Annotated in this window: 21 protein-coding genes and 1 tRNA gene; 12 read left to right on the forward strand and 10 right to left on the reverse strand. The window is 69.4% G+C overall.

What is annotated here, in order from left to right:
• The first annotated feature begins 304 nt into the window (after positions 1-304).
• Entirely contained in the window at positions 305-1,228 is a 924-nt protein-coding gene (locus KL771_RS27310) for a dihydropteroate synthase (RefSeq protein ID WP_261971676.1), read from the forward strand.
• Positions 1,229-1,394: 166 nt separating this feature from the next.
• Positions 1,395-3,422 carry an ASKHA domain-containing protein gene (locus tag KL771_RS27315; protein ID WP_261971677.1) on the forward strand — a complete coding sequence of 676 codons (2,028 nt, stop codon included), beginning with the start codon at positions 1,395-1,397 and terminating at the stop codon, positions 3,420-3,422.
• 116 nt (positions 3,423-3,538) lie between these two features.
• Here the strand turns inward: KL771_RS27315 and KL771_RS27320 are convergent, their stop codons facing one another.
• Complete coding sequence (locus tag KL771_RS27320; RefSeq protein ID WP_261971678.1) at positions 3,539-3,955, reverse strand: group I truncated hemoglobin; 417 nt, start codon at positions 3,953-3,955, stop codon at positions 3,539-3,541.
• 344 nt (positions 3,956-4,299) lie between these two features.
• On the opposite strand from KL771_RS27320, the gene KL771_RS27325 reads away from it, so the two are divergent.
• Entirely contained in the window at positions 4,300-5,328 is a 1,029-nt protein-coding gene (locus KL771_RS27325) for a hypothetical protein (RefSeq protein ID WP_261971679.1), read from the forward strand.
• Between the two features lie 35 nt (positions 5,329-5,363).
• Here KL771_RS27325 and KL771_RS27330 read toward each other — a convergent pair whose 3' ends face one another.
• Positions 5,364-6,224, reverse strand: coding sequence for a protein-methionine-sulfoxide reductase heme-binding subunit MsrQ (locus KL771_RS27330; protein ID WP_261971680.1), 861 nt, complete (start codon positions 6,222-6,224; stop codon positions 5,364-5,366).
• Between the two features lie 159 nt (positions 6,225-6,383).
• On the opposite strand from KL771_RS27330, the gene KL771_RS27335 reads away from it, so the two are divergent.
• Both KL771_RS27335 and KL771_RS27340 read left to right on the forward strand, forming a co-directional pair.
• The gene (locus KL771_RS27335) at positions 6,384-7,049 is read left to right on the forward strand and encodes a regulatory protein RecX (RefSeq protein ID WP_261971681.1); all 666 of its coding nucleotides are present in this window, start codon (positions 6,384-6,386) and stop codon (positions 7,047-7,049) included.
• Between the two features lie 462 nt (positions 7,050-7,511).
• On the forward strand, positions 7,512-7,997 hold the full coding sequence (locus KL771_RS27340; RefSeq protein ID WP_261971682.1) for a YaiI/YqxD family protein: 486 nt from the start codon (positions 7,512-7,514) through the stop codon (positions 7,995-7,997).
• Positions 7,998-8,088: 91 nt separating this feature from the next.
• Here KL771_RS27340 and KL771_RS27345 read toward each other — a convergent pair whose 3' ends face one another.
• Positions 8,089-8,766 (reverse strand): RraA family protein, encoded by a 678-nt coding sequence (locus tag KL771_RS27345; RefSeq protein WP_261971683.1) that lies wholly within the window; start codon positions 8,764-8,766, stop codon positions 8,089-8,091.
• Positions 8,767-8,849: 83 nt separating this feature from the next.
• On the reverse strand, positions 8,850-10,091 hold the full coding sequence (locus KL771_RS27350; protein WP_261971684.1) for an aminotransferase-like domain-containing protein: 1,242 nt from the start codon (positions 10,089-10,091) through the stop codon (positions 8,850-8,852).
• A gap of 131 nt (positions 10,092-10,222) precedes the next feature.
• On the opposite strand from KL771_RS27350, the gene KL771_RS27355 reads away from it, so the two are divergent.
• Positions 10,223-10,711: an Lrp/AsnC family transcriptional regulator gene (locus KL771_RS27355; RefSeq protein WP_261971685.1), complete on the forward strand. Its 489-nt coding sequence runs from the start codon at positions 10,223-10,225 to the stop codon at positions 10,709-10,711.
• A 136-nt stretch (positions 10,712-10,847) separates the two neighbouring features.
• Here KL771_RS27355 and KL771_RS27360 read toward each other — a convergent pair.
• Positions 10,848-10,932, reverse strand: a tRNA-Leu gene (locus KL771_RS27360).
• 105 nt (positions 10,933-11,037) lie between these two features.
• Positions 11,038-11,304: a FliM/FliN family flagellar motor switch protein gene (locus tag KL771_RS27365; protein WP_054357286.1), complete on the reverse strand. Its 267-nt coding sequence runs from the start codon at positions 11,302-11,304 to the stop codon at positions 11,038-11,040.
• A 78-nt stretch (positions 11,305-11,382) separates the two neighbouring features.
• Between KL771_RS27365 and lipB the strand changes: the two genes are divergently transcribed.
• Positions 11,383-12,240: a lipoyl(octanoyl) transferase LipB gene (lipB, locus tag KL771_RS27370; protein WP_261971686.1), complete on the forward strand. Its 858-nt coding sequence runs from the start codon at positions 11,383-11,385 to the stop codon at positions 12,238-12,240.
• Between the two features lie 114 nt (positions 12,241-12,354).
• Here lipB and KL771_RS27375 read toward each other — a convergent pair whose 3' ends face one another.
• Positions 12,355-13,185, reverse strand: coding sequence for a polysaccharide deacetylase family protein (locus KL771_RS27375; protein WP_261971687.1), 831 nt, complete (start codon positions 13,183-13,185; stop codon positions 12,355-12,357).
• 8 nt (positions 13,186-13,193) lie between these two features.
• Positions 13,194-14,630, reverse strand: coding sequence for a polysaccharide deacetylase family protein (locus KL771_RS27380; RefSeq protein ID WP_261971688.1), 1,437 nt, complete (start codon positions 14,628-14,630; stop codon positions 13,194-13,196).
• A 361-nt stretch (positions 14,631-14,991) separates the two neighbouring features.
• Between KL771_RS27380 and KL771_RS27385 the strand changes: the two genes are divergently transcribed.
• The 4 genes from KL771_RS27385 to KL771_RS27400 all read left to right on the forward strand — a co-directional run bounded on the left by KL771_RS27385 (position 14,992) and on the right by KL771_RS27400 (position 17,130).
• Positions 14,992-15,237 (forward strand): type II toxin-antitoxin system CcdA family antitoxin, encoded by a 246-nt coding sequence (locus KL771_RS27385; RefSeq protein WP_261971689.1) that lies wholly within the window; start codon positions 14,992-14,994, stop codon positions 15,235-15,237.
• On the forward strand, positions 15,234-15,545 hold the full coding sequence (locus KL771_RS27390; RefSeq protein WP_261971690.1) for a CcdB family protein: 312 nt from the start codon (positions 15,234-15,236) through the stop codon (positions 15,543-15,545). Before KL771_RS27385 ends, KL771_RS27390 begins: the two co-directional genes overlap by 4 nt.
• 93 nt (positions 15,546-15,638) lie before the next feature.
• Positions 15,639-16,346 carry a ribonuclease activity regulator RraA gene (locus tag KL771_RS27395; RefSeq protein ID WP_261971691.1) on the forward strand — a complete coding sequence of 236 codons (708 nt, stop codon included), beginning with the start codon at positions 15,639-15,641 and terminating at the stop codon, positions 16,344-16,346.
• Between the two features lie 163 nt (positions 16,347-16,509).
• Positions 16,510-17,130, forward strand: coding sequence for an ATP-dependent Clp protease proteolytic subunit (locus KL771_RS27400; RefSeq protein WP_083463273.1), 621 nt, complete (start codon positions 16,510-16,512; stop codon positions 17,128-17,130).
• Positions 17,131-17,254: 124 nt separating this feature from the next.
• Here KL771_RS27400 and KL771_RS27405 read toward each other — a convergent pair whose 3' ends face one another.
• Positions 17,255-19,252: a methyl-accepting chemotaxis protein gene (locus KL771_RS27405; RefSeq protein WP_261971692.1), complete on the reverse strand. Its 1,998-nt coding sequence runs from the start codon at positions 19,250-19,252 to the stop codon at positions 17,255-17,257.
• Positions 19,253-19,483: 231 nt separating this feature from the next.
• On the opposite strand from KL771_RS27405, the gene KL771_RS27410 reads away from it, so the two are divergent.
• Entirely contained in the window at positions 19,484-20,284 is an 801-nt protein-coding gene (locus KL771_RS27410) for a YdcF family protein (protein ID WP_261971693.1), read from the forward strand.
• Here KL771_RS27410 and KL771_RS27415 read toward each other — a convergent pair.
• Positions 20,239-20,967, reverse strand: coding sequence for a DUF599 domain-containing protein (locus KL771_RS27415; protein ID WP_261971694.1), 729 nt, complete (start codon positions 20,965-20,967; stop codon positions 20,239-20,241). The two genes, KL771_RS27410 and KL771_RS27415, sit on opposite strands and share 46 nt — an antisense overlap.
• Positions 20,968-20,984: the final 17 nt, after the last annotated feature.

Below are 20,984 nucleotides of genomic sequence, written 5' to 3' on the forward strand. Positions count from 1 at the left end.
ACGACTGCCTCCTCTCGAAGGCAACCTTGAATCACGGGAGGTCGAAGAACGGAATCCTATTTGTCAACAGGTCCTAGTGGATGCTAACGGATTGCAGTCGCTGCTCCGTTTGTGCATCGGGTGTTGCGATGCGCGCAGTGTATATTCAAGATTGCATCATTTTCGAAGTTTGTATCAATCTCGTGACGCCTGTCTGAACCTGAAGGCGCGCGCGTTTCGGGCCAAGTCGCATGCAGGACAGCCTGTGTCCGGCCGCACCCCTAGCGTTCGGACAACGCCAACGATTTCCGGACCCTTGAGAGCCATGACCGAGACCGTCATCACCTCCGAAAAGCGCAAGGTCGTGATCGGCTTCGATCGCCGCTTCGTGATGATCGGCGAACGGATCAACCCGACCGGCCGCAAGCTGCTCGCGGCCGAGATGGCGGCCGGCGACTATTCCCGCGTTGTCGCCGACGCGCTGGCGCAGGTCGAGGCCGGCGCGCAGATGCTGGACGTGAATGCCGGCATCCCGCTTGCCGACGAGCCGAAGATCCTGGCCGACTGCATCAAGCTGGTGCAGGAGACCGTCGACGTGCCGCTGTCGATCGATAGTTCGATCGTCGAGGCGCTGGAGGCGGGGCTCGCCGTCTACAAGGGCAAGGCGCTGGTCAACTCGGTCACCGGCGAGGAGGAGCGGCTGGAGCGCGTCCTGCCGCTGATCAAGAAGTACAACGCCGCCGTGGTCGCCATCTCCAACGACGAGACCGGCATCTCGGAAGACCCGGACGTGCGCTATGCCGTCGCCAAGAAGATCGTCGAGCGCGCGGCCGATTTCGGCATCCCGCGCGAGGACGTGGTGGTCGACCCGCTGGTCATGCCGGTCGGCGCGATCAACGACGCCGGCGCCCGGCTGATGTATCTGCTGCGCCGCCTCCAGGGCGAGCTGAAGGTCAACACCACCTGCGGCGCCTCGAACTTCTCCTTCGGCCTGCCCAACCGGCGCGGCCTGAATGCCGCCTTCCTGCCGATGATGATCGGCGCCGGCATGACTTCCGCGATCATGAACCCGCTGCACAACGAGGACATCCAGGCGATTCTCGGCGCCGACGTGGTCATGGGCCACGACCCGAACTGCATGAGCTGGATCCGCAAGTTCCGCGAGCCGGCGCCCGAGGGCGCGACGCCGAACCCGGAGGGCGGCGGCGGGCGCCGCGAGCGCGAAGGCCGCCGCCGCGCGCGCGGCTGAGCGGTCGCGTCGGGCGGCTCCTGTCGGACGGGCCCCACGCGGGGCGCCCCCGACAGGCGGCCTCGGGCCTGACGACGGCATCGCGCCCGGTCTTTCCGTGCGGAGGGCGGACGGATAGACCGGGTCGGACGGGCCGGCACACGAGCCGGCGATCGGGGTAGCAGCCTTGGCCAAAGACCACCTGGTATTCTTCTCGCCCTCGGGCAAGCGCGAGCGCTTTCCCGAGGGCACGACCGTGCTCGAAGCCGCGCGCCGGCTCGGCGTCGATCTCGATTCGGTGTGCGGCGGGCGCGGCATCTGCGGGCGCTGCCAGATCGTGCCGACCGAGGGCGCCAACCCGAAGCTCGGCATCAAGTCGGCCGCCGACCATGTCTCGCCCTGGAACGCGGTCGAGGCGCGCTATGCCGACAAGCGCGGCGCGCTGGAGGCCGGCCGCCGGCTCGGTTGCCAGGCCAAGGTCTGCGGCGATCTGGTCATCGACGTGCCGGCCGACAGCCAGGTCCACCGCCAGGTCGTGCGCAAGCGCGCCGAGGCCTATCCGGTCAAGGTCGATCCGCTCGTCCACCTGCACTATGTCGAGGTGCGCGAGCCCGACATGCACGATCCCTCGTCGGATTTCCGCCGCCTGCAGGAGGCGCTGGCCGCGCAGTGGGGGCTTGCCGACATCCATGCCGACACGGCGGTCCTGAAGGGGCTGCAGAAGGCCTTGCGCGCCGGCGAATGGAAGGTGACGGCGGCGATCCGCAAGGGCCGCGACCTGGTCGCCCTGTTCCCGGGCTTCCGCGACACCCTGCGCGGGCTGGCGGTCGATATCGGCTCGACCACCATCGCGGCCCATCTGTGCGATCTGGTCACCGGCGACGTGCTCGCCTCCTCGGGCCTGATGAACCCGCAAATCCGGTTCGGCGAGGACCTGATGAGCCGGGTCTCCTATGTGATGATGAATCCCGGCGGCGATGCCGAGATGACCGCGGCGGTGCGCGGCGCGCTGCAGGAACTCGCGGCCGCGGTGGCGGCGGAGGCTGGCATCGGCACCGACGAGATCCTGGAGGTGACCGTGGTCGGCAATCCGATCATGCACCACCTGTTCCTCGGCCTCGATCCGACCGAGCTGGGCGGGGCGCCCTTCGCGCTGACCGTCGACGGCGGCCTTGAAGTGCGCGCCCGCGAGGTCGGCCTCAGCCTCGCGCCCGGCGCCTTCGTCTACACGCTGCCCTGCATCGCCGGCCATGTCGGCGCCGATACCGCCGGCGTGGTGCTGTCCGAGGGGCCGCATCTGAAGGACGAGGTGACGCTGCTCGTCGATGTCGGCACCAATGCCGAAATCGTGCTCGGCAACCGGCACCGCCTGCTCGCCTGCTCGTCGCCGACCGGCCCGGCCTTCGAAGGCGCGCAGATCGCCTCTGGCCAGCGCGCCGCGCCGGGCGCGATCGAGCGCCTGCGCATCGATCCGGAGACCCTGGAGCCGCGCTTCCGAGTGATCGGCACGGAACTCTGGTCTGACGATGCCGGCTTCCCGGAGGCGACGGCGAAGACCGGCGTCACCGGCATCTGCGGCTCAGGCATCATCGAGGCGGTCGCCGAGATGCTGCTGGCCGGCCTGGTCACGCCCGACGGCATCGTCGACGGCACCCTGGCGGCACGCACGCCCCGCATCGTCGCGGAGGGGCGGACCTTCGCTTATGTCATCCGCGAGGCCGATGCGGCCGGCCCGCGCATCGCCGTGACCCAAGGCGATATCCGCGCCATCCAACTTGCCAAGGCGGCGCTCTATGCCGGCATCCGCCTGCTGATGGACCATTACGGCGCGCCAAGCCTCGATCGGATCACGCTCGCCGGCGCCTTCGGCAGCCATATCGACGTGAAATACGCGATGATCCTCGGCTTGATCCCGGATTGCGACCTTGCCGCCGTCGGCTCGGCCGGCAACGCGGCCGGCACCGGCGCCCGCATCGCGCTCCTCAACAAGGCCTCGCGGGCCGAGATCGAGGAGGTCGTGCGGCGCATCGAGAAGATCGAAACCGCGCTGGAACCGGCCTTCCAGGCGCATTTCGTCGGCGCCATGGCGATCCCGCACAAGTCCGACCCGTTCCCGCATCTCGAAACCGCGCTCGGCCGCGTCTTCGCGCGCGGCACGGCGCCGGGCGAACCGGGCGAGGGCGGCCGCGGCGAACGTCGCCGGCGGCGGGGGTAGCCCGGAGACCGCCGGCGAGGCGGATGGAGGCCATCAACCTCGCCGGGGCTCGTCCGCAGGCTTTCGGCCGGCCGGGCCGATGCCGCGCGTTTCCGCCGAGGCGGCGGAGCGTTGCGTCAGTGCGCGACGATGTCCTTCTGCATCGGGCCGAGGATGGCGAGCAGTTCCTTCTGCTCGCGCATCGGCACCTTGAACTTGTGCAGGGTTTTCTGCAGGTCCTGCACCAGCGCGGCGAAATGGACCTTCCTGATGCCCATGCCGGCATGGGCAGTCTTCATGTCCCGGCCCTGGTAGTGGCACGGGCCGCCCGTGCCGGCGCAGATCTGCTGCACGAGACGGCGCTTCAGGCGCGGGATGTCGGCCCGGGCGAAGAAGCCGTTGATCCGCTTGTCGGCGGCGACATTGGCGACGAAGTCGTCGACGACGGCGACCAGGGCATCCTGCCCGCCGAGGCGGGTATAGAGGCTGGCGGCTTCGGCGGGCGCGGTGGCGAAGAGGCCGAGCGCCAGGGCGGCGAGAATCGGAAAGCGCATGGATGTCCTCCTGACTTGACCGGGACCGGGCGGCGGATATCCGGGGCGCCTCCGGATGCCGCCGCGCGGTCTCACCCGGATACCCGCGATCCTGCCGATCGGATGCATGCGCGATCGCCGGGCTTCGCGGCTTCCATGCGGGTGGCCATCGGCGGTGTGCGCGGCGCCGGTCGCATCGTCGGGGGGACGACGGGAATGCCCGCGGCCGGACGGCGCCGGTATGCCTGTCCGGCGTCAACGGATGACGTCCCTGTCAGGAAGCCATTGCCGGATCGGCTGGAAGCAATAGGGTCGAAACGCAATCTGGTCTAAAGACAGGGCAGGGCATCTGCGGCGAGGGCCGGATGAGCGAAATCAGCGACCTGATCACCAAGGGCCGGGAGCTACTGGATTTCGAGAAGCTCCCGGATCTCGCGGTGCTCGTCATCGGCGTTGTCGTCGGCCTGATCGGCAAGAATCTGTATACGCTGGTCAAGAACATCCTCGGCGTCGCCGGCAGTTTCATCGGCCGCATGGCGGCGGGTTACTGGCAGGATATGCGGCGCGAAACGCCGAACGTGCTCGACTGCAAGCTGGCGGTGCTGGCCGATGTCGAAGGGTCGCGCACGCTGCTGATGGACAGCCTGATCGGCTCGCGCTCGCTCTCCTCGATCTATCTCAATCCACGCACAGCCTTCGGGGTCCGCATCCAGGCCTTCTTCGTCAAGCGCGAGCGGCCCTTCGTCCATTTCGCCCCGATCAAGCACAACGAGCGCAGTCTGACCGCGAGATTCCGGGCCTGGCGCAATGCCCGCCGAGCCCAGTTCGGCCTGCCGCCGCTGCCGCCGGTCGATACCCGCCAGATCAAGTATCGTCGCGTCTACGCGCCGATCGAGGCCATGATCGGCCAGTATCTGACCAACGAATGGGCCGTGCAGATGTCGATCGGCGAGCCCTGCTACGTGTTCCGCTTCGTGGTCGCGCTGGTCTACGAGAAATATGTCGACGACTATGTCGACCGGCAGTTTCATGCCGTGCTGGTCTGGGAGGAGGCCCTGCGGCACATGACCCTCGACGGCGTTGTGGCCTACCAGCCCGAATACGGCCATCGTGCCGAGACGCTCCGCCGCGTCGCGGAAGCCTGGCGCAGCGACCCCAGGCAGTTCGGCACCGTGTTCATGATGGTGCCCAAATGCACCGTGACCGGCGACTATGTCGTCGAGCGAGTAGAGAACCAGGCCGGCATCCGCATCCCGATCCACCGGCCGGTGCGCGGCGAGGGCGCCGCGGGGCCCGACGCCGTCCTGCTCGCCCGGCTGACCGCGCGCCATGCAGGGCTGTCATCGGATCCGGCGATTGCAGCGGATGCCGGAGCGCCGGCCGAGACGCTCTGACCCGGCGCCAGGGTCCCGGATCGGACCCGGCTCGTTCAGCCTTTCGCGGCAGCGGGCCCGCCGACCGGACGGTGCCGTTTCACGGTCGGGCGTCGGTCCCCGGCTGCGAGCAGCGCGACGGAGAGCCCGACGCCGAGGACCCACCAGGCCGGCCGGATGGCGAGATCGAAATAGAGATTGGCTTCCAGCGCCGCCGAGGCCGGGATCTTGGTCGCGACGCCATACCAGCCCGCCTCAAGGAGCGCCGTTGCGAGCCCGCCGACCACGGCCGTCGCAGCCAGTGTCGCGGCGGTGAGCGGGACCCGCCGGCGGACGAGCAGTCGGTAGAGTTCCAACAGCACCAGGAAACCGAGCATCAGCGCGGCTTCGCTGACATCGATCTTCGACTGCATGAAGAAATGCAGGATCGCCAGGATGGCGATCGGATGGACGAGGCCGTGCAGCCGGCGCCATTTTTCCGCACCGAGCCGCCGGATCATCCCGTCGGTCGACGTGACGCCAAGCGCCAGCATGGCCAGAAGCGCGACGAAGCCGATCGTCAGATAGGTGCGCAGCGCGATCTCGGTCGCGATCCGGATCACGTCGAGCGACTGGTCGGCGGCATAGAGCCCGATATGCAGCATCAGATAGGCGAGGGCGGTCAAGCCCAACATCCGCCGGATGATCAGGATTCGCGTCCAGCCGGCGATGTGGCGCAGCGGCGTCACGGCCAGGGTGGCGATCAGGAAGCGCACCGACCACAGCCCCGTCTGGTGGATCGCCTCGTTGAGCTGGCGCGGCCCGAGCCAGCCGAGCCGCCATTCCAGGAAGATCCAGAGGGCCGGCGCCAGGGCCGCCGCGAAGGCGACCGCCTTCAGGGCCGAGACGCGGCCGGTACGATCGATCCAGGGATACACGCTGAGGCTCCGGTGACGGGTTGGGGGGCTTCCACTCAATACCGCAGCAGGGCGGCGAAGGTTTCAAGCCGGCCATCACGTTTGTGCCAGGGGCGCCGTGATCGGGACTGCATTGCAGACAGGGGAGCACTGGGCCAGAACGGACCCGGAGGCGGCAGCATGACGGACGAAGCAGTACCCGGCAGGGCCAAGGCGGAGATGGAGCGGCTGGCGACCTATCTGCGCCGCGCCGCACTTGCCCATTGCGCCCGCTACGCGGCGACCGAGGCCGATCTCGCGCGCATCCTCGAGCGCAAGGCGCTGCGCCGCCTGGCCTTGGCCGCCGGCGAGGATCCGCCCGACCGGTCGGCCGTGGGCGCCGCAGTTGCGGAGACCGTCGCGGCCTGCCGGAAACTGGGTCTGGTCGACGATCGCGGCTATGCCGAACTGAAGGTCGGCTCGGGCCGCCGTCGCGGCCTGTCGTCGGCCCGGCTGACGGAAACCCTCGCCGCCCGCGGCGTCGACCGCGGCACCATCGCCGAGACGCTGGCCGAGGAGGGCACCGACGACCGCCGGGCGGCCCTGCTCTTCGCCCGCCGCAAGCGCATCGGCCCCTGGCGGCGCCCGAGCGGCGAGGATGATCCGGCCGGTGCCGACGGGGCCGACGATGAGACCCGGGAGGACTTCGACCACCGGAACCGGCGCCGGACCGCCGATCCGCGCCAGCGCGACCTCGCCATCCTGTGCCGCAACGGCCATCCGCCCAACATCGCCCGCTGGGTCGTCGGCCTCGACTTGGAGAGTGCGGAGACAGCGCTTAGGTCGAACGAGGGTTTAGAAAAATAACCCCGCCGCGGTCCGCCCGATGGGGGCTTGGGCGGACGGGGGCGGGGCTTTGCAGTGGGGCGAGACTACACGGGGTTCATGGCAGGACGCTGACGATGGGGCAGCGGGGATCTGCCTATCGGATGGGCATGCGCCTCAAACGGCTGCCGCGAACTGGGGCTGGTCGAATCGCCGGAAGTGTTCCTATGATGAGGTGTCTTCAACATTCGAAAGGAGGTGATCCAGTGTTCACTCGCGAATCTCCGCGGTCGTCGGATTGCGTGGCCTGGATTCTCGCTTCTGTCGAGAGTCGCGCCGCCTGATCGGCAGCGAAGTGTCCGCCGTCTGGCCGCGGGCAAGGAAATCCGGAAAGGGCTCTCCGCAAGGGGGGCCCTTTCTGCATTCGCAATCGGGCGCCGGGCCGAAAGCATGTCGGACCGCGCCCGAATGTCCGCCTCGCCGAGACGCCGTGACCGGAGCCGCATGACCAGCCTCGAACCGCTCCTGATCTTCGTCGATGCCGATGCCTGCCCGGTCAAGGACGAGGTGTTTCGCGTCGCCGGCCGCCACGGCATCCGGGTCCATGTCGTCTCGAACGGCTGGATGCAGCTGCCGCGCGATCCGCTCATCGAGCGCGTCGTCGTGCCGGCCGGCCCGGATGTGGCCGACGACTGGATCGCCGAACGGGCCCGGCCCGGCACGGTGGTGATCACGGCCGACATTCCGCTCGCCGACCGCTGCGTCAAAGCCGGGGCCGCGGTGATCGACCCGAAGGGGCGCGCCTTCACGCCGGCCTCGATCGGGATGGCGCTCGCCACCCGCAACCTGATGACCGACCTGCGTTCCGCCGGCGCCGTCACCAGCGGCCCGCGGCCTTTCGCCGGCAAGGACCGCTCGGCCTTCCTGCAGGCGCTCGATGCGGCCGTCAACCGGCTGAAACGGGCCGGACACCCGACTGGACCGGCGTAATGGTCCGGGCGGCCGGCAGGCCGCACCCGCCGGCCCGTGGGGACAAAAACTGCGGCCACACCGGCGGCGTCCGCACCGGTGCCGGCACCGATCAGCCCTTGAGCACGACCGGCGCGGCGATGCCGAAGGTCTCCATCACGCTGTGGCCGGCGCCGAGCTTCTTCTCCCACTCGGCCTCGAGGGCAAGCTTGGCCTCGGCGTCGCCGATGCGGTCGGTCAAGAATGTCGATGTCAGCGCGATCAGGCCGTCGTCGTCGCCGATGATCAGGTCGCCGGGCGACACCAGCCGGCCGCCGATCACCACCGGCGCATTGACGGCGCCGCGATCGGCCGAGGCCGGCCCGCGCGGCGTGATCGCCCGGGTGAACACCGCGAAATCGCCCCACGAGGCGAGCATGGCGACATCACGCACTGCGCCGTCGCAGACGAAGCCGCGGCAGCCGCGCCGACGCAGTTCGCCGCCGACGATCTCGCCGATCATCGCCGTCTCCGCATGGCCGCCGGCCGCGATGACCAGCACGTCGCCGGGGCGGATCAGCTCGAGCGCGTGCAGCACGGCGCCGAAATCCGGCGGCTCGCAGCGCGCGGTCACGGCCCGGCCGAACAGGCGTGGCTGGCGGCCGGGCGGGTTTAGAGGCCGGATCGCCGGATCGATCTGGCCAGCATCGCGCGCCAGATCGACCGCGACGGCGATCGGGATGGCCTGCCAGCGCGCAAGATCGGTCTCGGAGAGGGGCGGGACGGCGGGTTCATGGATGGTGACGGGCATGGTCGCTCCTCCTTGCGGGCTTGGCGGTGGGCAACGGCTGCGGGCGGGCGGCGCCCGTCCGGCCAGACCCAAGTTTCGTTCTTCTAGGCGCCGGCCAGCCGACGGACCGCGCCGGCGAGCCGCCGCACGCCCTCTTCGAGGCGTTCGGGCGGGTTGAGGGTGAAGTTGATTCTGAAGGCGCTTCTGTCCTCACCCGAGGCGTCGAACACGCTGCTCGGCGCGATGCACACCCCGGCCTCCAGGGCGGCGTTCAGGAGCCGGTCGGTGTCGATGCGCGGGTCGCGCGCCACCACCCAGACGAACATGCCGCCGACCGGGACTTCGAAGGTGAACCAGGTGCCGAGATGCTCGGCGAGCGCCGCGCACAGCGCGTCCCGCCGGGCGCGATAGAGCGCAGTCAGTTCGGGCTGCAGGCGCTCGATCAGCCCGTCCTCGATCGCCGCCAGAGCGATCCGCTGGGTCACCCCGCTGGTGCACAGATCCGATCCCTGCTTGGCCATGGTCAGCGCCGCGATCATTTCGGGCGCGGCGACCATACAGCCGATCCGGAGCCCCGGCGCGATCTCCTTGGAGAGCGTGCCCATATAGATCACCGGCCCCTCATAGGCCGCGCCAGGGGCTGCGACGGGGGGCGCACCGGCGGCAATGTCGATCAGGCGGGGCAGGGCCTCGCCGTCGAACTGCAGGCCGCCATAGGGGTTGTCCTCGACCAGCCATGTGCCGGTCGCCAGCGCAGCCTCGGCCAGCTTGCGGCGGACCGGCATCGGCACCAGCCGGCCGGTCGGATTGGAGAAGTTCGGCACTGCATAGCCGAATCGGGCGCCGGTCAGGCCGGCCACGGCATCGAAGTCCGGCCGGTCGACCCGCAGCGCGCGGTAGCGCGGGCGGCGCGGGCGCCAGGCGTCGAGTGCGCCCAGATAGGTCGGTGCCTGCGCGGCGATCAGCGCGCCCTCGTCGACCAGCACCTTGCCGAGGAGATCGAGCCCCTGCATGCCGCTGGTGGTGACCAGGATGTTGTCACGTGTCAGGCTCAAGTCCGGGCCGCCGAGCCGCGCGGCGAGTGCGTCGCGCAGCTCCGGCAAGCCCTCGATCGGACCATAGCCGAGCGCATCTTGCGGATGCTCGGCGATGACGCGCCGGGCGATCGCCGCCAGGGCCTCGGCCGGATAGGTCTCCGGCGCCGGCAGGCCTCCGGCCATGTTGATCAGGCCTTCGATCCTCCCGGCCGCCAGGAAGGTTTTCGTCACGTCGTTCGTGGTGCCAAGCCAGCCGGCGAAGGGCGGCCGGCGGGGTGCGGTCGGGGTCCGGTCGGCGGCAGCGGTCATGTCCGGGGCTCCAGTCTCGGCATCTGTCCTAGCATCGCCGGCGGCAGCGAATCCCGCCAATTTGCGATGTCGGAGGCCGATGTTATGGTGAGTTCCGCTCAAGGATGCTTCACTTGAAGGGAATTCCGCTCATGGCGCGTCTCGACGCAATCGACCTGCGCATCCTGGCGGCGCTGCAGGCGGACGGGCGGATGTCGACGCTCGATGTCGCCGAGCGGGTCGGCCTCTCACCGACGCCCTGCAGCCGCCGGATCCGCCGCCTGGAGGACGAGGGCGTGATCGAGGGCTATGCGGCGCGGGTCAGTCCGCGCGCGCTCGGCTACAGCATCTGCGTGATGGTCTCCGTGCGCCTCGCCCGGCAGGGGCCGGACGGACACGACCAGTTCTTGAGCGCGGTCGAGCGGCTGCCCGAGGTATCCGAATGCCTGCTGGTGACCGGCAGCATCGACTATCTCTTGCGCATCTGGGTCAAGGATATCGAGGCGCTCCGGGCCTTCATCACCGAACAGCTGCAGTCGATTCCCTCGGTCGCCGAGACCTCGACCATGGTCATTCTCGGCGACGGCAAGGGCCAGGCCACGGGCCTTGGCGGCGGGGAGGTCCGGATCGGGCGGCTTTGAGGGAGCCCGCGCCGGCCGTCGCGGGCGGCACCGCCGGGCAAGGCGCCGGCAACCGAAAGAGCCCGGAGCCGAAGGCCTGGAAAAACGAAAACCCCGGACCAGAGGTCCGGGGTTTCGCACTTCGTTGCCGAAGATTTGGTGCGGTCGAGAGGACTCGAACCTCCACGCCTTTCGGAACTAGCACCTCAAGCTAGCGCGTCTACCAATTCCGCCACGACCGCTAAACCGTGTCCCCGTCGACGAGCGACCGTCCGTCTCGGGAGTGGCGCGTCTCTAACAAATCGGATTCCCGGGTGCAAGCCCGAATGCACATCGGCCGGAAATGTTCACAGGCGCTTGACGGCTTCCTTGGCCCGCGCGGTCGGCGCGCGGAACAGGACCTCGGTGATCGAGATGCCGATCCGGTCGCCGCGCAGGATGACCTGGCCGCTCGCCACCGGCACATTGTTGGCGAGGATGGTCACCTCGTCGCTCTCGCGCGTGTCGAGTTCGATCACCGCGCCGCGTCCCATGCGCAGGAGCTGGTGGATCGGGATCATGGTCGTGCCGAGTTGCACCGAGATGTCGATCGGGATGTTGTCGAACGGGGTCATCTCGTGTTCCCTCAGGGCCCGGCCGGGCCGCGCCCGCCACAATGGTTGACGAAACCTTACCCGCGAGAAGGTTAGCAGATGGTAAATGCCGAGGACCGGAGCGAGCCGGTCGGGCTGGGTGATCCGGGCGAACAGGCCGAGTCGAGCGGACAGGGGCGCCCGGGCGAGCCGGACCGGGGCGCGACGAGGCCGCCGGGACCGGGCCGGACGGTGGCGCGCGGCGAGGGCGCCGCGGCGCCGGGGCTTCTGCCGGCGGCCGGGGCGCGGCCGGTCGAATGGCGCGTCAGCGACCGGCCGGTCGCCTATGAGGCGGCGATGGCGGCCATGGAGGCGCGCGTCGAGGCGATCGCGGCCGGGGCGGCGGGCGAGCTGGTCTGGCTCCTGGAGCACCCGCCGCTCTACACCGCCGGCACCAGCGCGCGCGACGCCGACCTGCTCGCGCCCGACCGCTTTCCGGTCCACCGCACCGGGCGCGGCGGCGAGTTCACCTATCACGGGCCGGGACAGCGTGTCGCCTATGTGATGCTCGACCTGCGCCGCCGCACGCCGGACGTGCGCCGCTACGTCGCGACGCTGGAGGAATGGGTCATCCGCGTGCTCTGGCGCTGGCACCTGCGCGGCCTGCGCCGCGACGACCGTGTCGGCGTCTGGATCGCCCGGCCCGACAAGCCCGCGCTCGCGCCGGACCTGCCGGCCGAGGACAAGATCGCCGCGATCGGAATCCGCATCCGCAAATGGGTCACCTACCACGGCATCGCGCTCAACGTGGAACCCGACCTCGACCACTTCTCCGGCATCGTCCCCTGCGGCATCGCCGGCTACGGCATCACCAGCCTCGCCGACCTCGGCCTGCCCCTCTCGATGCCCGAAGTCGACATGGTCCTGCGCGAGGAATTCGAGCCGCTGTTCGGCGAGACGGTGTGGATGGGGGAGTGAGGGAGTGAGGGGGCGAACGACGTCGGAGGCCTCATCACCGATTCCCGCGCCAGCGTCGCCGCGCCCATCAATTCTGCCGCCGCCCCGGTGCAACGACCTCATTTCAGACTCCGCTCAACTGACCGCCCCGCCCGGGACGATATGCACCACGCGGTAGCCGCGGGCCTTCAGTTCCGTCAGCAGGGCCGGGAACATGGCGGCGGTATGGGCGTGGATGTCGTGCAGGAGGAGGATGCCGCCGCCGCGCTTGTCGAGGCGGTCGAGGACCTGGCGCAGCAGGGCGTCGGGTGTGGTCTTCTGCCAGTCGGTGCCCCAGAGGTCGGCGCCGAAGGTTCCGATGCCCTTGGCCTTCAGCCAGGCGGCCAGCTCCGGCGTCGGGGCGAAGCCGGGGAAGCGGAAGAAGGGCGTGGCCGGACGGTCACCCTCGCGGCCGGTCAGGATGCGGTCGACGGTGCGCCAGCCGCGCTCGATATCCGACTTGCCGGCCTCGAAGCCGAGGCCGGTCATGATCGGATGCGTCATCGAATGATGGCCGATCGTGTGTCCGGCCGCCGCGATGCGCTTCAGGAGGGCCGGATGGGCCGCGGCCTGCTCGCCGACCACGAAGAAGGTCGCGTTGACGCATTCCGCGGCGAGCGCCGCCAGCACCTGCTCGGTCGGCTTGCCGATCGGGCCATCGTCGAAGGTCAGCACGACCTCCTTGGGGCCGAGCGGCAGGGTCTGCGGGTAGCTCTTGGTACCGACTTCGAGCCCGCGTGAGGTGTCGACCGGCAGCACCCGCGCGGTGCCGAGCGCGGCCGGGTTCGTGCAGGCGGTCTCGCCGGCGGCGCGGGCCGGCGTGCCGGAGCCCGGGGTGAGGCCCAGCCCGAAGGCCGCGGCGGCGAGGCCGAGCGCACAAACGAAGAGGGCCCTCCGTGGAGAGCCCTCGAACGATCTGGTCTGCACCGTCATACTCACCACAGCCCGATGGCCGAGCCGAGACCGCGGAAGGATGTGGCCGTGGAGGCGAACCAGCCGTCTTCGCCGGCGACCGGCTCGCCGCGCGAGGCGGGCAGGGCGGTGGCGCGGTTGATGGCGGCGCTGTCATAGGTCGGCAGCGGGCCGTCGGCGGTGCGGCCGTCGCGGCCCTGAGTGCTCTGCACCAGCTGGCGCCCGGCATCGAAGCCCGCCACGTTGCGCTCGGCGAGCGGCGCGGGGGCGGCCGACGGGAACTGTGCGTTGACCGGCCCGTGGGCGAGCGGCGGCGTCGGCTGCTTCGGCACCAGATGAACGATCTTGTAGCCGCGCGCCTTCAACTCGCGCAGAAGCTGCGGCACCATCGTGGCGGTAGAATCCTTGGTGTCGTGCAGGAGCAGGATGCCGCTCTGGCCGGCGCGGTCGAGATCCTTCAGCGAGAAGTCCATCACCTTCTGGGCGTCGTAGCCGCGGACCCAGTCGTTGCCGACGGCATCAGCGGCAAAGACGCCCATGTTCATGCCGTTCAGCCATTCGTTGATGGCGCGCGAATTGAACAGGCCCGGATAGCGGAAGAACGGAACCGCCGGCGTCTCCTCGGCCTTGCCGTAGAGGATCTGGTCGACGGTCTGCCAGCCCTGGGACATGTTGCCCTTGGCCCAGTCGAGCGGCCGCTTCACCATGTCGAGCGGGTGCGTCATGGTGTGGTAGCCGATGGTATGGCCCGCCGCCGCGGTCTTGCGCAGCGTCTCCGGATAGGCCTTGGCCATCTGGCCGACGATGAAATAGGTCGCCTTGACGCATTCGTGATCGAGGGCGGCCAGGACCCGTTCCGTGTTGCGCGGGATCGGTCCGTCGTCGAAGGTCAGCACGACCTCCTTCGGCCCGAGCGGCAGCTTGCCGTGATAGAGCTGGCCCAGATAGAGCCCGTCCTTGGTGTCGACCTCGAGCACGCGCGACACGCCGAGCGCGTCCGGATTGCTGCAGGCGGCCGTATAGGGCTTCGAGACATGGTCATGGACCGGCGGCACGGGCTGTGCGGTCTTCGCGGCGATCGCGGCGGCAAGACGCGCCGCCGGGGGAACCTTCTGCGCGGCCGACACGACCTTCTGCGGCTTGGCACCGGCAGGCTTCGCACCGGCCGTCCCGGCTGCGGCCGTTGCGGCGGCAGGTTTCTTGACGGCGGGCTTGGTGGTTCCGGCCGGGGCCGCGGCAGTGCCGCCCGGCGGCACGACAGGCTTCACGGCGACGGGCTTGGCGGCAACCGGCTTCGGCGGAGCGGGCGGCGGGGGTGGGGCGGCCGTGATCGGCTTCGGCGGCACGGGCGTGGTGCCGCCGCCGGCCTGCTGCGCATGGACGGCACCAGCAGCCACCAAGGCTGCGAAAGCCACGCCGGAAGCGAGCGTCAGCGCCCGGTTGCGATCGAACTGACCCATATCCAAACTCCGTGGCCGGCGCACGATGCCGGCTCTCTCGCGAATCGCATCCGCAATCATGGCGGACGGTTCGATCCTTGCCTCTCCGTCGTCCGCGAATCCGGCGATTTCAAGGGATCAGCGGCCAGGAGAGGACTTCGTTAACTACGCTAGCACTGGAATTCTGACTGTGGGGTTAACAGGGTCCTGCGCTCTGGGGCAAGGTCCTGCCGGCAACAGCGCGCTGCAATTTCTGCCGCAACGGCAGCCGGGGTCTCGCAACGCCGCCGCTGCGCCCGAGGGGGCGCCGGATAGCGGTCCTCCGCCCGCATTTGTCGGCGGATGCGGCCGGCTGTATCCTGCGCTCCGCGGAGGGTCGCCGATGAATGTCCAGCCGAAGCGTACCATCACGATCGAGGTCGACGAGGAGGTCGCCCGCCGGATCGAAGCCGAAGGGCTGTCGGTCGCCGCCGAGGCCGAGCGCCTGCTGCGCCGCCGCGTGATCCGCCCGGCCGCGCCGGGCGAGGCGGAGCGCTGGGCGGAGGAGAATCGCGCGTGGGTCGAGGACTACACGCGCTATGTCGACGAACATGGCTCCTTCTCCGAACGCATGCGGCGCTTCCGGTGAGGCAGTTCGATGTTTTCGATAACCCCGATCGGGAGGGCCGCAGGTCCGTCCCGTTCGTACTCGTGATGCCGCACCAGCGTTTCCTCTTGCTGCCGCATGTCCTGGTTGCCCCGCTCCTGGACGGCACGATCGGAACGCCGGACGGCGAATTGTTCGTGACCTTCCCGTTCGGCGATCGCACGCTGATCCTGGATGTGATGGACATGAGTGCCATCGCGCGCCGGCACCTTCGCCGACCGGTCGGCTCGCTCGCCGCCGAGCGCGATCGGATCGTAAAGGCTCTGGATCTGCTGGTCAGCGGCTATTGAGGCCGGCCGCCGCGTTCGGCGCGCGATCGGCCGTTGCATCCCGTGCCGCATCGGGGCACAGGTCATCCCACGCCACGACAGACGGACCGCGCGATGACCCTGACGCCCGAACTGAAATCCGCCCTGATGCAGATCTCGACCGCCACGGTGACCACCGTGCTCCTGAAGAAGGGGCTCCGGCGCAGCTGGATGCGCGGGCCGATGCCCTATTCGGGCGGGGCGGACAAGATCGTCGGCGAGGCCTTCACGCTGCGCTTCGTGCCGATGCGCGAGGATCTGGCCACGCCGGAAAGCTGGGCCTCGCCGATCTCGACCCGGGCGGCGATCGAGGCCATGCCGGAGGGCTGCATCGCGATCGCCGACGCCATGTCGGTGCGCGATGCCGGCATCTTCGGCGACATCTTGGCCGAGCGGATGAAGGTCCGCGGCGTCGCCGGCCTCGTCACCGACGGCGTGATGCGCGACGGGGCGGGCGTGCGCTCGACCAACCTGCCGATCTGGTGCGCGGGCGTGGCCGCGCCTGCCTCGGTCGCCGGCCTCACCTTCGTCGGCTGGAAAGAGCCGATCGCCTGCGGCGGTACGGCGGTGTTTCCGGGCGACGTGATCATGGCCGACGGCGACGGCGCGGTGGTCATCCCCAAGGCGATGGTGACGGCCGTGGCCGAAGCCGGTCTGGAGCAGGAACTGTTCGAAGGCTGGGCCCATATGGAGGTGCGCAACGGCGCCGCCCTGCCGGGCCTCTATCCGCCGAACGAAGAGACCAAGGCACGCTATGCGCTGTGGCGGGCCAAACGCGGCTGATCGACCGTTTCTCGGTCTGCGGGGCCGTCCGGCCGTCGATTTGCCCTGCCGTCGGGCTTCCCTTAAGACTAGCCGACGAACGGGGTCGACATCGGGCGGCCCGACACCTACATCTCGGGTCGACCCGCCCGAACTTTCCGCCTCCTCCATCCGGATGTCGAGAATGATCCTCACGCCCAAGACCTACTGGTACACGCGCATGGATGACGAGGAAGAGGAGGAGAAGACCAAGACTCCGTCCTCGCTGCCCGTCGACAAGCATCTGTTCGAAGCCCGCAACGTGCTGATCACCGGCACGATCACGCAGGAACTCGCCCGCGACGTGACCGCGCGCCTCTTGGCGCTGAGCCATGTCTCCAAGGAGCCGATCAACGTGATCGTCTGCTCGCCCGGCGGCCACGTCGAATCGGGCGACATGATCCACGACATGATCCGCTTCGTGTCGGCGCCGGTGCGCATGATCGGCGTCGGCTGGGTCGCCTCGGCCGGCGCGCTGATCTACATCTCGGTGCCGAAAGAGCGGCGCTTCTGCCTGCCCAACACCCGCTTCCTGCTGCACCAGCCGTCCGGCGGCGCCGGCGGCCCGGCGACCGACATCGAGATCCAGGCGCGCGAGATCATCAAGATGCGCGATCGCCTGAACGGGATGTTCTCGGTGGCGACCGGCCAGACCTTGCAGAAGGTCGAGAAGGATACCGACCGCGACTACTGGATGGGTCCGGAAGAGGCGATCGCCTACGGCCTCGTCAACAAGGTCATCAACAACGTAGCCGATCTCGCCTGAGGCCGGCCGTCACGGGTCCCGGCCGCGTGGCTGCCGGACCGCTGCGATACGGAAAAAGCGCCCGACGCGAGCCGGGCGCTTTTTTCGTTTCCGAAGGCCTCGATGGCGGCGGGCGCCGGCCCGATCAGGCCGCGCGCACTGCTTCGAGGAACTGGCTGACCTCGTGCGAGAGCCGGTCGGCTTCGCGGCCGAGTTCGTCGGCGAGACCGGCGACGCCTTCCGCCGTGCGGACGGCTTCTGCCGCTGCGCCGCCGACATCGGTCATCGCCGCTGCGCCACGGCCGGCCTCGCCGGTGGCCCGGGCCATGCCGTCGACGATGGCGTCGATCGCCCCGGCCTCGGACGCCACCGTGCCGGACAGCGCGCTCGATGCCGCCGCCAGTGCCGAGATGGTCCGATCGATGGCCCCGATCGCCGCGACCGCGTCGCCGGAGGTCTGCTGGATCACCTTGACCTGGGCGGCGATCTCTTCGGTCGCTTGCGCGGTCTGGCCGGCCAGCGACTTGACCTCGCTGGCCACGACCGCGAAGCCGCGGCCGGCCTCTCCGGCCCGTGCGGCCTCGATGGTCGCATTGAGGGCGAGCAGGTTGGTCTTGCCGGCGATGTCGCGAATCAGGCCGACGACCTCGCCGATCCGCTGGCCGAGTTCGGCGAAGGCGGCGACCGTGGCGGCCGTCCGGCGCGACTGGTCGACCGCCTGTCCGGCCGCGTCGGCGGACTGGCGGGCCTGATCGAGGATCGCCGCCAGGGCGCGGCCGAGCGCCCGCGTCTGGTCGGCGGCGGCATCGATGCGCACCGTCGCCTCGCCGACGGCCCCGGAGCCGGCGGTCGCACTCGCCGCGACGGTGCCGGCGCTGCGGTCGACATGCGCGGCGCTGCCGGCGAGCCGGCCGGCGGCATCCTGCAGGCGCTGGACGGAGCGTGCGGCGGTTTCATCGAATGCGGCGACCAGCCGGGCAACCGATTCGGACCGGCGCGACCGGCTCTCCGCATCGCGAATCTGCGTGCCGGTCAGGTGTTCGCGCTCCAGGCCACGATCGCGGAAGACCAGCAGCGCGCGAGCCATTTCGCCGAGTTCGTCGGGCCGGTTCGTTTCGGGCACCTGGGTGTCGAAGCGACCCGCCGCGATCGCCGCCATGGCCCCGCGCAGCCGTGCCAAGGGGCGTGTCAAGGAGCGGCCGGTCGCGACGCTCGCCGCCACGCTGGCGATCAGCACCAGCAGCGTGCCGAGCAGCAGCAGTCGTGCCGTGTTGGCGCGCGCAGCCTCCATGTCGGCATCGGCCGCGGCCATGCCTTCGGCGGCGGCCGCGCTGATGGCTTGGATGGCCGGTTCGGCCAGGTCGAGGGCATTGATGAGTTGGCGGTAGGTCTGGCCGGCGGCTTCGTCGGTCTTGCTCCAGGCCTCGAAGGCGGCCGTGTAGCCGGCGAGCGCCGGTTCGACCACCGCCTTGATCTCGCCGTCGATGCCCTTGCGACCGAGACTGCGCTCCAGACGCGCGACCGAGCTGTCGAAATTGCCGGCCGCCTCCTTGTCGCGGGTGGTGCGGTAGCGCAGTTCCGCAAGGCGGGCGGCGGCGAGCGCGTGGGCGAGCCGATAGACGTCCTCGCCGCCGCCGCCCATGGTGGCGCTGCGGATTGGGGTCTCGATCGCATCGGCCGCGTCGATCAGTTCGCGGGTCAACCCGTCGTTGTCGCTGAAGCCGAGCCGGCCGATGGCGGTGGCGAGCGGGTCGACATCCGCGGTGGCGGTCTGCACGAGCCGGGCGAGTTCGGCGATCTCCTTGGCCCGCTCCGCCGCGATCGGGGAGGCGGCCAGTTCGGTCATTGTCCTGGCCGCGGCCGCGAAGGCGGCGCGCATCGGCGCGACGCGATCCTCGGCCCGGGAATTGGAAAAGGCGATCAATTCCGCCCGCGCCTGGCGCAGGGCCGAATCGAGTTGAGCGGACTGGATCGCCACACGGCTCAAGGCCTGCTGACTGCGTCCGGTTGCATCCAACGTCATGGTACCGTGCCAGCCGACCGCTCCGACCGCCGTCACGCCCGCACCCGCCAGGGCGGCGATCAAGCCGATCTTCGCCCGCAATCCGAACTGCGGCACTGCAGACTGCTTGCCGTTCTTCATGTCACCCCCATCCCGCGCCATGATGCGATCCCGTCGATTCGCGCCAAGTCGGCAAGTGATTGAATCTACGTGCGGTTCGGCTCTTCGGCGCAGTCTTCTCGTTCGGCGGTGCACGCAGTCGCCACATTGTTGAGCATGATTGCGCGTTAATCGTTTCGGATTGATTGAGTTGGCCGAATGTTTCTACCGGCCGCTGCCATCGAGCGGTCGGCATCGAGGAGGCGAAGCACCGTGTTCTTCATCCTGGCGAAGGTGACTTTCGCGATCGTCCGTCCGGTCACCTTCGCCCTGCTCTTGCTGGCGCTCGGCGTGCTCCTGATGCGCACGCGGTACGGGCGCGCCGGGCGCCGGCTTGTGACCGTCACGGTGCTCGGCTTGCTTCTGATCGGCTTCACGCCGCTGGCGCCGCTGTCGATCGCCCCGCTGGAGGACCGCTTCCCGCTGCCCGAACGGGTCGAGCCGGCACCGGACGGCATCGTCATCCTGGGCGGGGCGCTCGACGAGAAGGTCAACGACCGGCGCCCGGGCAGCTACGCGCTGAGCGATGCGGCCGAACGGATGACCATCGTGGCCCGGCTCGCGCGCGAATATCCGGAGGCCCGGATCGTCTTCACCGGCGGCACCGGCGATCTCATCGACCAGAGCTTCAGCGAGGCGGCGATCGCCCGGCGCCTGTTTCTCGACTTCGGCCTGCCGGAAGCGCGCATGACCTTCGAGGGCCAGTCGCGCGACACCTGGGAAAATGCCGTCCTGACCCGCGATCTGGTCAAGCCGGCCGCCGGTTCGCGCTGGCTGCTGGTCACCTCGGCCTTCCACATGCCGCGCGCCGTCGGCATCTTCCGCAAGGTCGGCTGGCCCGGACTGGTGCCCTATCCGGTCGACTACCGCAGCCGCGGCTTCGGGCAGATCCGGCTGATCCCGGATTCGCCGGTCCAGAACATGGTGATCTTCGACATTGCAGTGCGCGAATATCTCGGCCTCGTCGCCTATAGGCTCGCCGGCCGATCCGACGACTGGTTCCCGGCGCCCTGATCCGCCTCCAGTCCGGCAATGACCCTCGCGCTCGAAGAAAACTGACGGCGAAGCAGAACGGCCAGGATGAAGGTCGTCGACGCCATGAAGATCCAGGCGTTCACGAACCAGCCGAGAAAGCCGATCGAGAAGAAGAAGGCGCGCAGGCCGAGATTGAAGTGGCTCGCCGCGATGATCTGCATGTCGGCGGCCCGGCGGGCCGCCAATTCCGCGCCCGGATCGTTCTCAGAGACGGACGGCACCGCGCCGATCAGGATGGCGGCATAGTTGAAAACTCGGTAGGCCCAGCCGAACTTGAAGAAGGCGTAGCCGTAGATGGCGCAGAGGAAGAGAACCTTCAGTTCGATGTCCGAGCGGTTGGTCGCCGAATTGAGCGGCAGGTCGCCGAACACCTCGATCAGCCGCTCTGTTTGACCGAGCAGCGTGAAGGCGGCGCCGATTGCGATCAGCGAGGTCGAGGCGAAGAAGGCGGTGCCGTTCTGCAGCGAGGCCATGATCTGGGTGTCGATGATGCGCACGTCGCGCCGCAGCATCTGGGCCATCCAGCGCCGGCGATGCTCGTTCATCTGCCGGTTCAGGGTGGCCTGGCCGAAGCGGCTGCGGTCGGTCAGCCAGCCATAGCCGACCCAGCACAGGACGAACCACAGGAAGGCGGAGAGGTCGAGCAAGGTGAAGGTGAGCATGGCGGCAGGCTGCCAGT

This window comes from Prosthecodimorpha staleyi (assembly GCF_018729455.1).
Lineage (GTDB): Bacteria > Pseudomonadota > Alphaproteobacteria > Rhizobiales > Ancalomicrobiaceae > Prosthecodimorpha > Prosthecodimorpha staleyi.